The sequence below is a fragment of the Dickeya zeae NCPPB 2538 genome, from assembly GCF_000406165.1.
Classification (GTDB): Bacteria; Pseudomonadota; Gammaproteobacteria; order Enterobacterales; family Enterobacteriaceae; genus Dickeya; species Dickeya zeae.
In genome coordinates, this window is record NZ_CM001977.1 from 3,913,533 (window position 1) to 3,926,270 (window position 12,738).

The window sequence follows — 12,738 nt, forward strand, 5'->3', positions numbered from 1 at the left end:
GAATCAGGCAGAAGGGATGATCAGCGTTTGCCCCAACTGCACCGTTCCGGAAGACATGTTGTTCGCCTGCTGAATAGCTTTCATACTGACGCCATAGTGTGCCGCGATATCACTCAGCGTATCGCCCCGCACCACCTTGTGCTTTATCACGGTTGCGGTTTTCTTCACACGTGGCGCAGATGAAGCCACCACAGGCTTGCTCGTCGCCGCTGGCACTGACGCTGTTCTGGTTGTCGATGAAGCACTAGACGGTATCTTCAGCCGTTGCCCTACCCAGACTACGTCTTTTTTCAGGCGGTTGATGTCCCGAATAGCATCCATACTAACGCCATAATGCGCGGCAATCCCCGATAAGGTTTCTCCGGTCGCCACCGTATGGCGTACCGTTGCCCCGCTCGCTGCCTGAACAGGCTCAGCGGCTTGTGTTTTTTTCACCGTCTGCATCTGCGGGGCGAGCGGACGGTTTTCCTGCTTTGGGACGTTTTGTAACGGATGAGTCTGGAAATAGCTACGCAACCCAAGGTAGATAGCGTTAGCGATTTTTTCCTGATACTCGTTGCTGCCTAGCAGCCGTTCCTCGCTCGGATTAGAAATAAATCCAGTCTCCACCAGTAATGATGGAATATCCGGTGAACGCAGGACACCCAGACTGGCGTGTTCCGGTCGGCGTTTATGCAAGTGACCGACCCGCTGCAATTCATGCAGTACTTTTACCGCCACATCGTAACCCACCCGCTGGGAATGCCCGAACTGCAAATCTAGCACCGCCTGGCTCAGGTAAGGGTCCGCAGCACTGTTGGCCAGCAAATCGCCTGCACCGCCTAATAACTCAGACTGCTTTTCATGCTGTTCCAGCCAGTTCGCCATTTCACTGTTGGCGCGCCGGTTAGACAGCACCCAAACGGAGGCGCCCGTCGCGCCACGGTTGGGTGCAGCATCCGCGTGAATCGACACCAGCAGGTTAGCCCCTTGCTTACGCGCCACGTCAGAGCGCCCCATGACCGAAATAAAGTAGTCGCCATCACGGGTCAATACCGGTTTGAACTCCGGGTCAGCACTCATAATGGCGCGTAACTTACGGGCTATCGAGATAGTGACGTTTTTTTCATGCAGCCCGCCCGGTCCGGTCGCGCCTGGGTCCTGACCACCGTGGCCTGCGTCAATCGCGACAATGATTTTCTCACCATTTCCTACTCTTCCCGATACACGAGTAGGCGTGGCGGCAGCCGACGGTGTCTGGGGCATCAGCGGGTTACGTCCAACAACCGGCGTTGATGGTTGTGCCGACGGCGTTACCGTCTTGCGGGCCACCGTTTTACGTTCGCCAGTCAGCGTAAAGACAGCACTATTACCCTCCTTCGCCGCCTTAATCTGTACCTTCTGGGTCAGGTCCAAGACCAGTCGCAGACTTTTCGGGTCTTTGGCGTTACTGGAACGAATACGCGCTATCAGATTTTGGCCGTTAAATGTCAGCGGCAACCCTTTCATCCCCCCTGACTGACTAATATCGATAACCACCCGGTTCGGGTTATCCAGCGAGAAATACTCGTATACCGGCTGACCACTGAAACTCAGGGTCATGACTGCTTCGCTGGCGGCGTTATTTACCCGAATATCAGTCAGGTTGCTTGCCCACAGCGGCCAGGATAGCATCAGCAATAGCCCTGATAGGGCCTTCATCAACCGCACCGTCATGGCGTTTCCTGCCCCAACTGCGCAGCCAGTATCGCCACAATCCGTTCACCCTCGGGGGTCCCCGCGTTGATCTCTGCCTGACGCCCGTCACCCTGATAGTCCAGCAGCAACTCAATATCCGCCTGCGGCAGAATACCTTCACCTTGCTGTGGCCACTCGATCAGACAGAGTGCGTCCTGCGACAAATAGTCACGGATACCCATGAACTCCAGTTCTTCCGGGTCGGCCAGTCGATAAAGGTCGAAGTGGTATACCGGGCGCGGCAACAGCGTATAAGGCTCCACCAGCGTATAGGTTGGGCTTTTCACATTGCCCTGATGACCCAACGCCTGCAGGAACCCACGACTCAGTGTAGTTTTTCCTGCCCCCAGGTCACCCAGTAGATAAATAATGGTAGCGCGCTCGCAGGCTTTGGCTAACGCCGCCCCCAGCGCAATCGTGGCTGCCTCATCCGGCAAAGGTAACAAAAGCGTCTTCATTCTGTGTTTTCTAAGGATATCCGCTCAGGATTTACATACTGCGGCAATACCGCCATCAAATCGGTTGCCAACATCCCGCGTGTGCCCTGACGCTGCGCCAGCCAGTCTGCCGCCGCACCGTGGGCCACACAGCCCGCGCAAGTTGCGTCGTACAACGACAGCCCTTGCGCCAGCATCGCCCCAATCATCCCCGCTAGCACATCGCCCATGCCACCAGTCGCCATGCCGGGATTCCCGACATCGGCGATCGCGACGTCGCCCTGCTCACTGGCCAGCACCGTACCGGCACCTTTCAGCACCACCACGCCGCCATAACGTTTCACTAAACGTTGTGCGGCAAGTAAGCGGTCACTTTCGATATCGGCAATCCGGCAGTTCAACAGACGGGCCGCCTCGCCGGGGTGAGGCGTCAAAACGCGATTCTGACGTTTATGCGGGCTGATTGCCAGCAGGTTGAGTGCATCAGCATCCCATAACATGGATTTGTTACAATTTTCCACGATTCGCAGTGCGTTTTTTCCCCACTCTCGCTGCCCTAACCCTGGCCCGATAACTACCACATCCGCCCACTCAACGCCTTCTTTGACCGAATCTGTCGTCAGTTCCTGCACCATTAATTCCGGACGAGCCACCAGCAAAGCAGCCAGATAGTTTTTGTGAGTAAGTACTCGCACCAGCCCCGCACCGCTGCGTAGCGCGGCTTCTCCGGCCATAAAAACCGCACCACCGGTACCTTCATCGCCGCCGATAATTAATAAGCGGCCATGATCTCCTTTGTGCGCGCCCGGACGCCGCGGCGTTAGCCATTGCGTGAGCGAGTCTGCCGTCAAACGCGCAATCGGCGCAGTCTGCTCAGCCAGCCAGTCGCCTAACCCCAAATCATGGTGATGAAGTTGCCCGACGACATCTCTCGCCTGACCGGTTAGTAAGCCGGGTTTTAGCGTGATAAAAGTAACCGTATGCGCGGCATGAATCACCGCGCCAGCATAAGCGCCAGTGTGTGCGTTCAACCCGGAAGGAATATCCAGCGCGATAATCGGCGCAGGATGGCGATTAGCCTGAGCAATCAAGGCGTCATAGGGTGCACGAGGAGCCGATGCCAGCCCGGTTCCCAACAGGCCATCGACAATCAAATCCACATCATCAGGCCACGGTGCCTCGCTATGCTGCTCACTGCCACCGGCATCATGCCACGCCTGATGCGCCAGATGCGCCTCCGGCGGCAGAGGCCGAACACCGCTTACTGCCACTACCGTTGCCGTTATGCCCGCAGCACGTGCCAGCGTGGCCACCACATAGCCGTCGCCACCATTGTTGCCATGCCCGCACAGAATCAACCAGTGTCGGGCAGCAGGATAATGTTGTCGGGCGATGTGAAAGGCCGCCGCCCCGGCTCGCTGCATAAGCGTATACAATGAAACGCCGATTGACTGCGCCGCATGCGGCTCCTCGCGGCGCAACCAGTCAGGCAAAAAGACAGTATGAGGCAGGTCGGGTAATGATCCGCCGGGCTGATACACGCGTTGGTTCTGATGCATGTCATCCCTCAGTCGGTAGCAGAATTGTGGGCCTCAACTTAGCAAGCTCTGCCGGGAAGCGCCATATGCAGCAATACCGAAAACGACAACAACCGGCCTTTATTTCATTCAGCGCACCGCGCCTTCCAACACATCGACAAACTGTTTTAATGCCTGCACATGCGTCTGCACGGTGTGTTCGTCGCCGCTCATACTTAGCGTTTCACGGACATCATTTATCCACGCGGCTGACGAAGACATATCCGCATGAGCAAAACGGGTCTTCACTGGTTCGCCGGCAATCGACTGGAACAATTTGTCGGCATTGGTCTGATACTCACTGAGCCAGTCAGGGTGCTGGGGGAACTGCTTGACGAAATCGAGGTAAGGCGTGGACCAGTCGCCTCCACTTTCCAGTGCGCTTAGATAGGCCTGATAGCGCTCAGGGTCTTTTTCCTTCATAAGCGCGGAAGCATCCACCTTATATTCATTCGTACCGGGAACACGCTCCGGCAAGGTAAGGTAAGAAACCGAACCCTCGTCACCCACCTGGCGTGTTTTCACCACTGAGGCCAGCAGATTGATACTTTCCATGAATGCGGCCTTCTTATCGCCGCTTAAATACTGCTCGGCAAAGTAGCTGGCCTGCGACAACCCCAGGTCCAGCGCCAGTTGTCGTTGCTCGTCGTTCGACTCAGACGCATTCACTATCTTGTCGTCAATCAGACGATATATCGCCTGCGAAACCTGCTCCGGTTGTTCAGCCAGCGCCGCTGACACTCCATTCTCAATCTGAGCAGAAAAATAGTACCGCGCGGGTGAATCCACAACATCGCCCTGTGCCAGTTGCCGCCCCTCGTCACTGATATAAACGTATGCAACAGAGGCGTTCTCCGTGGACGCTGCATATTGCAAGGTCGTTTCCTGTGGTTGAGCAGGATTAATACGCACATTCACATCCTGATTTACCAACCGGTAAGCCGAAAGCGTTAGTGTCTCCACGCCGTTCCTCCCAGAGTCATTAGAATAATTGCCAGTTTGCTCAAGTTATCGACACATCATGCAAAAGTATTAATAAATATTTCCATTTATTACATAATGGCCTCTGCTCACTACCAACGATGTGAGGAGAATGTGATAAAATAGCTTCCCGGTTTTTTCCCCAATGGTTACGCATGACATACCCCTACGACCTCAACGAACTCGCACAGCGCATTAAACTCTGGGGGCAGGAATTGGGTTTCCAGCATGTGGGGATTTGCGATACCGATTTGTCTGATGAAGAACCCCGACTTCAGGCGTGGCTTGATAAGCAGTATCACGGTGAAATGGAATGGATGGCGCGTCATGGCATGATGAGAGCCCGTCCACATGAGCTGCTGCCCGGTACGTTACGTGTCATCAGCGTGCGTATGAATTACCTGCCAGCTAAAGCCGCGTTTGCCAGCACATTGAAAAATCCACGGCTTGGTTATGTCAGCCGTTACGCGCTGGGGCGCGATTATCATAAGTTATTACGTCAACGGCTAAAAAAACTGGGCGATCAGATTCAGGCACACTGCGGCGAATTACAGTTTCGTCCCTTTGTCGATTCAGCACCGATCATGGAACGGCCACTGGCTGCTAAAGCCGGGCTTGGCTGGGTTGGCAAGCACTCACTGATATTGAACCGGGAAGCGGGCTCGTGGTTCTTTCTGGGGGAATTGCTAATTGACCTGCCTTTGCCGGTAGATCAGCCGGTTGAAGAACAGTGTGGCAAATGCGTCGCGTGCATGACGACATGCCCGACGGGTGCCATTGTCGAGCCTTATACCGTTGATGCCCGACGCTGCATCTCCTACCTGACGATTGAACTGGAAGGCGCTATTCCTGAAGCTCTACGCCCTTTAATAGGAAATCGGATCTATGGCTGTGACGATTGTCAGTTGATTTGCCCCTGGAACCGCTTCTCGCAGCTTACCGATGAACCCGATTTCAGCCCACGCGCCGCGTTACACGCGCCGGAGTTACTGGAATTGTTTGGCTGGGATGAGGCTCGCTTCCTGCGAGTAACTGAAGGCTCGGCCATTCGACGCATCGGCCACGAACGCTGGCTACGCAATATCGCTGTCGCACTGGGCAACGCGCCTTATGAAGATAGCATTGTTCTGGCGCTGCAAAGTCGACTGGGAGAAAGTGCCTTGCTGGATGAACACATTCACTGGGCCATCAACCAACAGCTGATTCGGCGCGAGCAACACGCCCTTGACGTCCAGATGCCGCAAAAAAGGCGGCTGGTTCGTGCGATAGAGAAAGGATTACCGCGCGATGCCTGATATTTCACATTGCAATGGTTGATGATACTGAACCATTCGTCTGTGGATAATTTTAAAAAAACGTTGTCAATCAAGCATCACAAAAAGTACAAGTGATCTGGATAGCGTTTTTTATCATAAATTTTTCTTTTTATTTCAATGAATTGAAATAGTCTCTTTCTTATGATGTTTTGCTCTGGACGCACGCGGGCTGTTTTCAGGCTGTGGATAAGTCTGTTCAGAAAAGTATGAATGTATGCAGAAAAACGATATAAACAGGAAGAGACTGAGGAACTAAAAACTGGAGCGGGAAACGAGACTCGAACTCGCGACCCCGACCTTGGCAAGGTCGTGCTCTACCAACTGAGCTATTCCCGCACACGCAACGCTTAAGTATTGACGTTTTTTCGATAAACGCAAACCAGCGCGGCCAAATTTTGCACTGCTTTTATGACACTACAATTAACCTGTTGATTTAATTGCGTTTTAAAAGCTGTATCGCAAAGAGGGCAGCATTATGAACCAATCCACCCCTTCTGACAAGGGGGGAAGAAGTAATTTTATTCCGCCCCTTTCAAACCAACAGGTTACCGTCAGTAAGACCGCGAGAAATCCACTTCGCCCGCCATCTTCTCTCCTTGTCGAAAGCGCAGCAGGTTATCCAAAAACAGCTGTCCCAATCGGGCCGGAACCAGCGGACCGGCAACATGCGTGGTGACCGTGAGATTCGGCGTCAGCCAGAACGGATGCGTCTGTGGCAACGGTTCCTGCCTGAAGACATCCAACACGGCTCCGGCAATGCGTTGTTGACGTAGCGCCGCACACAAATCCGCATCCACTACCGCGCTGCCACGCCCCACATTGATGAATAACGCAGAAGGCTTCATCGCAGCAAACACCCCGGAATGGTAGATATCTGTCGTTGCGGGCGTATCCGGCAGGATATTAACCACGTAATCGGCTGAGGTCACCGCCTGTTCAAGCGAGGACAGAGCGTCCACACGTTCAAACATCGGCATCTCGCGTGGTGAATGTGCAATACCACGCAACACCACACCAAAAGGCTGCAGAAAAGTCGCCACTTCGCGGCCGATATCCCCCGCGCCAACAATCAGTACCTGACGCCCGAACAGTGACCCCGGTAAAATCTTCTTCCATTCGCCGTCGCGCTGGCTCTGATAGCGTTTCGACAAGTGCAGCTCATGCTGTAGCAGATACGCAATGACATATTCGGCGATCGGCTGACCAAACACACCGACAGCCCGACTTAACCGATAATCGCGCGGTAACCCGGCGGCCAGCAACGGCTGATAACCCGCCCAGGTTGATTGTAGCCAACGGGGTTTCACGCCCAACGCCAACAGGCGGGCGGCTTTATCCGGCTCGCCAACCCAAATATCGCACGCAGCGGCCTGCTCAAGCTCGCCAGAAGCGATAACCAGCGGCAGCTCCGGCGCTTTACCATACAGAACGTCTCGCAGTTCATCTGCGCGGGAATCCAACAGCAAAATGGATGTCATCGTTGTCACCAGTGAACAATCATGGCGTTGATGATATAGGAAATCACAATCGTGCCAAATAGCAGTGACTTATGGGTTAACGAATAAGAAATCCGAATATAAAGAAGAGAGTGTATTGACTAAAACAGAGAAGAAAACTTGGAGCGGGAAACGAGACTCGAACTCGCGACCCCGACCTTGGCAAGGTCGTGCTCTACCAACTGAGCTATTCCCGCTTAGGAGGATTATTCAAAGCGCCTTGAAGCACCTAATTCTTTGTAATCTACTGATTATAAAGGCTTTAACACTTTAAGGCGTTTGGAATGGCGCTGATTATGGACCGGTTATCACACGCTGGCAAGCCTTTTTTCACGCCCCTGCTTTGTTTGCTTATAATATCGCCAACTGAGCATCATGCCATCACACGGGCGTTCAAACCAACAGGGAACGATGAACAACGCGCATATTTACGTTAATGAAATAAATTGGTGGTTTTAGATATAAAATCTGATTGAGTGTGCTCTCTCATTCTGGCAAATTAAGCCGACACGGGATAAAAACGTCCACGGCTGGCACATCACACTAAAAATAATAATGTCAGTTTCAAATAGCGTTATACCCAAATATTCAGTCTACAAAGCCAGGTGCAATGTGTTTGTACCAGGCAACGGAAGTCTGATATCTGGCGGGTATATTACTCGACAACACCACAACCACTATTTCATTTTCATTCTTTTTATGCAGGCTTTTAAAAAGCCGTTTTAAAAAGCAGGTTGCTGGCTCATTTCTGGAGAGAACGCTTATGCCAGATATTAATATATTTTTATCTTCTTTGCTCGAACGGCAATTACATGACGCTGCCGAGTGTTCCCGTACCCGGGAAGCCACCATGAGCCGACAACAATTACATCAAAAAGCCCGCGCACTGCTCGATCAACTCACCGGCATCGAAGACGATGAGCGCGCTCAGCGTGAGCGTACGACGTTACCGGCTGGCGATATTCGTGAACGTCTGGCCCGTGCCCGTCAGGCTAGCGCCTTTGTCAACGGCACCGGAGCCAACCCGTTCAGTGGGCTGACGTACCACCAATTATCGTTGATTATCTACGATGACAGCGGCGAGTTTACCCTGAATGAGCGCCGGGCAGCCTGGAGCGAAGCCTACACGCAAGATCAAACCTGGCGTCAGCACATCGTCACGCAGGCCTGCCTCAACTATTGCCACCCACACTGGCAAATACAGTTTTTCACCGCTGTATTGAAAAATTACCGTTCATTGCCCGCGATTGAAAAAGCCCAATATCCGCGTCACTACGAACGGCAATTGCAATGCCACATTCTGCCCAGTGGCGACAGAGCACACCCGTTGGATTTTTCAGCCTTGTTTGATTACCCCAGTCTGTTGGAAATGTTGCTTGCCATCAGGCAGGGCGCGGCCAGACTCGAAACCTTTTCCCCCACAGAGAACCCTATCCCTTGATCCCGGCAGCCAGCGCACGTATCGACGTCAGACGTGCAGCCGGGTCGTTCACTGGCGTATGGATAATGAACTCGCTAACACCGAAACGCTGATGGTAATGCTGCAACTGGCGATGGACCTCCTGCGAGGTACCATACAAAATGTTCTGCGCTTGTTTTTCGATACGGAACTGCGTACTGCCAGCCTGTTGCACCAGCAGGTCAGCCTGCTCCTGAGTCAGCACATTGAGCGGCGCACGATCGTCAATATAGACCTTGTAGTTATACCGCTCGCCCGCCAGCATTTTCGCCTCATCATGGCTTTCCGCTACGATAACCGACAGCGATAACAGTGCCTGTGCATGTTCAGGCTGGTACTCACGCCAGGTGAGGAACGCCTCCGTCAGCAGGCTTTCACTGGGCTGAATGAACCCGGCAAAGACAAAATTCCAGCCCAGTGAGGCCGCCAGACGCGCACTTGCCGGACTGGCTCCCAGCAAAAAACGTGATGGTGACGACGGTGGCTGCGGCGTGGCGAACAACCCGGAATTCGATTGTGCCGACGTCGGCTCCAGTAATGTATGCAGCTGCCGCAGTTTATCGTCAAATGTCACCTGGCGGGCCGGGTCAATTTCCTGTTGCAGCGCACGAGTGGCAAGCGGGAATCCGCCCGGTGCCTTACCAATGCCCAGGTCGACGCGGTCTGGTGCCAGCGATGACAGCACATGGAAATTCTCTGCCACTTTATAAGGGCTGTAATGCTGTAACATCACCCCGCCAGAACCAATGCGGATGTGGCGAGTATGAGCCAGCAACCAGGCAATCAGCACTTCCGGCGATGAGCCTGCCAGTGAATCAGAATTGTGATGTTCTGATACCCAGAAGCGAGAGTACCCCAATGTATCGGCGAGGCTGGCCAACGCTGTCGTTTGTGCCAATGCGTCAGCAGCGGTCATCCCTTGTGCAATCGGACTTTGATCTAATAAACCAATACGATAGCTCATGTATTTCCTTTTTCTGATCTGGCCTGAATTTTCTGCATATTTTCATAGCCAGAAAAAATCCATAAATAACAAAACAGCGTTTAAATAGTACAAATTCTCACTATCAGTAAATGAGAATCACAATAATCAGCGTAATGAACTATCTATTTTTATAGGGATACTATTTTTACGGGGGTACTATTTGTACAGGAGCACTATTTCCACATGGCTACTTTTTCATCATGAAACTTTCCGAGAGGTATGCTTATTTTTCCGTGGCACTTATTTCATTTCCTGAATAAATAAATCACAAAACCCCCTGAGATATTTTTTTGCTTTGGCATAGTCAATTTTGTTGTTTTACATCCCGAATCCTCTCATCAATAGTATTTTCCAGACGTCCCTGACCCTCTACTCCCCCTTCACCACGCGTTTTCCTGTGTTTTATCCCAGCCAGGAAAAAGGGGGCTTTTAACCAACATTTGCCGTAGGGAGCATGCCGATGAGTAAAAAAACGATTTCTGAACCCCCTTCAAGCCCTGCACAACGTCAGTTGAGACTGGGGGTCATATTGCAGGGCGCAGCCGGCAATATGTCAGCCTGGCGACACAACAACGTGGTACCGGATGCCAGCATCAATTTTGGTTTCGTGCTGGATACGGTGAAAAAAGCCGAACAAGGGAAATTCGACTTCGCTTTTGTGGCGGATGGGTTATATATCAACGAAAAATCCATCCCCCACTTTCTTAACCGCTTTGAACCGCTGACACTGCTCTCAGCGCTGGCTGCCTCCACCCGTCACATCGGTTTAGTCGGTACGCTGTCCACCTCTTACAGCGAGCCGTTCACCACCGCACGGCAGTTCGCCAGCCTCGATCACCTGAGCAACGGCCGTGCGGGCTGGAACGTCGTGACCTCGCCACTGGAAGGGTCAGCGAAGAATTTTTCCCGCGCTTCACACCCGGAACACGCCCTGCGCTACCGCATTGCCGATGAGTTTTTGCAGGTGGTGAAAGGGCTATGGGATTCCTGGGAAGACGATGCGTTTATCCGAGACAAAGCCAGCGGCCGCTTCTTCGACCCGCAAAAACTGCATACGCTGAACCATCAGGGTGAATTTTTCTCGGTCGCCGGGCCACTGAATATCGGACGCACACCACAGGGTCGTCCGATTATCTTCCAGGCCGGTGCGTCAGATGACGGCAAGAAACTGGCTGCCAGTCACGCCGATGCCATTTTCACCCACCAGCACACACTGGCAGAGGCGCAGGCGTTTTACCGCGACGTCAAGCAACAGTTGGTGGAACAAGGGCGACACGAAAACCAGTTGCACATCTTTCAGGGTGTTAGCGTGCTGGTGGGCGATAGCGCGGAAGAGGTGGAGCACCAATATCAAACCACCGCTGCACTGGTCACCATCGAAGACGCGCTCAATTATCTCGGCCGTTACTTTGAACACTACGACTTCTCACAACATCCGTTGGATGCCCCTTTCCCAGATATCGGCACGCTCGGCCAAAACAGTTTTCGCAGCACCACCGACGAAATCAAACGCAATGCCCGCGAACGCGGATTAACCCTGCGTCAGGTGGCGTTGGAAGCCACAACACCCCGCCCGCTATTCAGCGGTACGCCGCAACAGGTGGCCGATGGGTTGCAATCATGGTTCGAACAGTATGCCGCCGACGGTTTTATCATCCAGAGTGCCACACCGGACAACTTCACCCGATTTGTCGACCAGGTGGTGCCATTGCTGCAACAGCGCGGCTTATTCCGCCAGGAGTACCCCGGCTACACGCTGCGGGAAAGCCTGGCGCTGGCGTTTCCTGCTAACCGTTACACCGCCGCCCGTCACCTCACCGAGGAAACGACACCATGAACGCACGCGACTACGCCACACTGCTGCTGACCACACTACTACTCAGCGCGGGTGGGCATGCCGAATCAGTGAGCGTCGGTCGAATCGACCTGAAAGCCAACCAATTACCGGTACATGCCCCCGCTAACCCACAAGCGATCGCTGCAATCCCTGCCGGGTTTAGCTTTGCCGAACCCGGCACACTCACCGTGGCGATCGCCAGTCACAGCTCCCCACCGCTGGCACTGCTGGCGGATGACAACAAAACACCTATCGGCAGCGATCCGGACATCGCCCGTTTAGTTGCCGACGCACTGGGGTTAAAGCTCAAACTGGTACCGACCGCCTGGGAAGACTGGCCGCTAGGCATCGCTTCTGGTCGCTATGACGCCGCTATCCTCAATATTGCGGTCACCAAAGCACGTAAGGAGAAATTCGATTTCGCCACTTATCGGGTCGATACGCTGGGTTTTTACGTCAAATCCACCAGCCGTATTCAGGCAATTCGGGGAGCGGCAGATGTGGCAGGACTCAAAGTGATCGTCGGTTCTGGCACCAATCAGGAAAACATCCTGCTGGGCTGGGATCGCCAGAATCGTGCTCAGGGCTTAGCGCCGGTACAGCCGATTTACGTTACCGACGATGCGGCGGCCAACCTGAGCATCCAGTCCGGCCGGGTGGATGTTTTTTTCGGCCCGCACTCCATCGGGGCGTATAAGGCGGCACTGACAGGACAGACAAAGATGGTGGGTATTGGCCCTACCGTGGCACCGGTTGCCGTGACCACCCGCAAGGGTAACGGACTGGCACAACCGATTAGTACTGCGCTCAATGGCGTCATCGCTGGCGGGCAATACGCGCAGGTGCTGGATCGTTGGGGTGAGAATGACGAAAAAGTCACACGCTCCGACGTCAATCCACGCGGATTGGACGAATAACTCAACTCGTCCTCCCC

At 53.6% G+C, this 12,738-nt stretch carries 10 protein-coding genes and 2 tRNA genes; 4 read left to right on the forward strand and 8 right to left on the reverse strand.

Going from position 1 to position 12,738, the window contains the following annotated elements; translation table 11 throughout:
* Nucleotides 1–3 precede the first annotated feature (3 nt).
* The 4 genes from amiB to DZE2538_RS17130 form a co-directional block, all read right to left on the reverse strand.
* The gene (amiB, locus tag DZE2538_RS17115) at nt 4–1,695 is read right to left on the reverse strand and encodes an N-acetylmuramoyl-L-alanine amidase AmiB (RefSeq protein WP_038916852.1); all 1,692 of its coding nucleotides are present in this window, start codon (nt 1,693–1,695) and stop codon (nt 4–6) included.
* Complete coding sequence (gene tsaE, locus DZE2538_RS17120; RefSeq protein WP_038916853.1) at nt 1,692–2,174, reverse strand: tRNA (adenosine(37)-N6)-threonylcarbamoyltransferase complex ATPase subunit type 1 TsaE; 483 nt, start codon at nt 2,172–2,174, stop codon at nt 1,692–1,694. The genes amiB and tsaE overlap by 4 nt, the downstream gene beginning before the upstream one ends.
* Entirely contained in the window at nt 2,171–3,712 is a 1,542-nt protein-coding gene (nnr, locus tag DZE2538_RS17125; protein ID WP_038916854.1) for a bifunctional ADP-dependent NAD(P)H-hydrate dehydratase/NAD(P)H-hydrate epimerase, read from the reverse strand. The genes tsaE and nnr overlap by 4 nt, the downstream gene beginning before the upstream one ends.
* A 108-nt stretch (nt 3,713–3,820) precedes the next feature.
* Nucleotides 3,821–4,693, reverse strand: coding sequence for a hypothetical protein (locus tag DZE2538_RS17130; RefSeq protein ID WP_038916855.1), 873 nt, complete (start codon nt 4,691–4,693; stop codon nt 3,821–3,823).
* A 173-nt stretch (nt 4,694–4,866) separates the two neighbouring features.
* Here DZE2538_RS17130 and queG point away from each other — a divergent pair, with 173 nt between their 5' ends.
* On the forward strand, nt 4,867–6,006 hold the full coding sequence (gene queG, locus DZE2538_RS17135) for a tRNA epoxyqueuosine(34) reductase QueG (protein WP_038916856.1): 1,140 nt from the start codon (nt 4,867–4,869) through the stop codon (nt 6,004–6,006).
* Nucleotides 6,007–6,287: 281 nt separating this feature from the next.
* On the opposite strand, the gene DZE2538_RS17140 is transcribed toward queG, so the two are convergent.
* The 3 genes from DZE2538_RS17140 to DZE2538_RS17150 form a co-directional block, all read right to left on the reverse strand.
* Nucleotides 6,288–6,363, reverse strand: a tRNA-Gly gene (locus DZE2538_RS17140).
* Between the two features lie 215 nt (nt 6,364–6,578).
* Nucleotides 6,579–7,505 carry a D-2-hydroxyacid dehydrogenase gene (locus tag DZE2538_RS17145; RefSeq protein ID WP_038916857.1) on the reverse strand — a complete coding sequence of 309 codons (927 nt, stop codon included), beginning with the start codon at nt 7,503–7,505 and terminating at the stop codon, nt 6,579–6,581.
* A 139-nt stretch (nt 7,506–7,644) separates the two neighbouring features.
* Nucleotides 7,645–7,720: transfer RNA gene (locus DZE2538_RS17150), tRNA-Gly, on the reverse strand.
* A 566-nt stretch (nt 7,721–8,286) separates the two neighbouring features.
* On the opposite strand from DZE2538_RS17150, the gene DZE2538_RS17155 reads away from it, so the two are divergent.
* Nucleotides 8,287–8,964, forward strand: coding sequence for a hypothetical protein (locus DZE2538_RS17155; protein WP_038916858.1), 678 nt, complete (start codon nt 8,287–8,289; stop codon nt 8,962–8,964).
* Here the strand turns inward: DZE2538_RS17155 and DZE2538_RS17160 are convergent.
* Entirely contained in the window at nt 8,954–9,946 is a 993-nt protein-coding gene (locus DZE2538_RS17160; RefSeq protein WP_038916859.1) for an LLM class flavin-dependent oxidoreductase, read from the reverse strand. The genes DZE2538_RS17155 and DZE2538_RS17160 overlap by 11 nt on opposite strands.
* Before the next feature lie 481 nt (nt 9,947–10,427).
* Here DZE2538_RS17160 and DZE2538_RS17165 point away from each other — a divergent pair, with 481 nt between their 5' ends.
* Both DZE2538_RS17165 and DZE2538_RS17170 read left to right on the forward strand, forming a co-directional pair.
* Nucleotides 10,428–11,804 carry an LLM class flavin-dependent oxidoreductase gene (locus DZE2538_RS17165; protein WP_038916860.1) on the forward strand — a complete coding sequence of 459 codons (1,377 nt, stop codon included), beginning with the start codon at nt 10,428–10,430 and terminating at the stop codon, nt 11,802–11,804.
* Nucleotides 11,801–12,721 (forward strand): transporter substrate-binding domain-containing protein, encoded by a 921-nt coding sequence (locus tag DZE2538_RS17170; protein WP_038916861.1) that lies wholly within the window; start codon nt 11,801–11,803, stop codon nt 12,719–12,721. The genes DZE2538_RS17165 and DZE2538_RS17170 overlap by 4 nt, the downstream gene beginning before the upstream one ends.
* Nucleotides 12,722–12,738: the final 17 nt, after the last annotated feature.

Excerpts from the sequence above, each read along its gene's own strand:
- amiB (WP_038916852.1), bottom strand. The coding sequence starts at position 1,695 with ATGACGGTGCGGTTGATGAAGGCCCTATCAGGGCTATTGCTGATGCTA.
- tsaE (WP_038916853.1), bottom strand. The coding sequence starts at position 2,174 with ATGAAGACGCTTTTGTTACCTTTGCCGGATGAGGCAGCCACGATTGCG.
- nnr (WP_038916854.1), bottom strand. The coding sequence starts at position 3,712 with ATGCATCAGAACCAACGCGTGTATCAGCCCGGCGGATCATTACCCGAC.
- queG (WP_038916856.1), top strand. The coding sequence starts at position 4,867 with ATGACATACCCCTACGACCTCAACGAACTCGCACAGCGCATTAAACTC.
- DZE2538_RS17145 (WP_038916857.1), bottom strand. The coding sequence starts at position 7,505 with ATGACATCCATTTTGCTGTTGGATTCCCGCGCAGATGAACTGCGAGAC.
- DZE2538_RS17155 (WP_038916858.1), top strand. The coding sequence starts at position 8,287 with ATGCCAGATATTAATATATTTTTATCTTCTTTGCTCGAACGGCAATTA.
- DZE2538_RS17160 (WP_038916859.1), bottom strand. The coding sequence starts at position 9,946 with ATGAGCTATCGTATTGGTTTATTAGATCAAAGTCCGATTGCACAAGGG.
- DZE2538_RS17165 (WP_038916860.1), top strand. The coding sequence starts at position 10,428 with ATGAGTAAAAAAACGATTTCTGAACCCCCTTCAAGCCCTGCACAACGT.
- DZE2538_RS17170 (WP_038916861.1), top strand. The coding sequence starts at position 11,801 with ATGAACGCACGCGACTACGCCACACTGCTGCTGACCACACTACTACTC.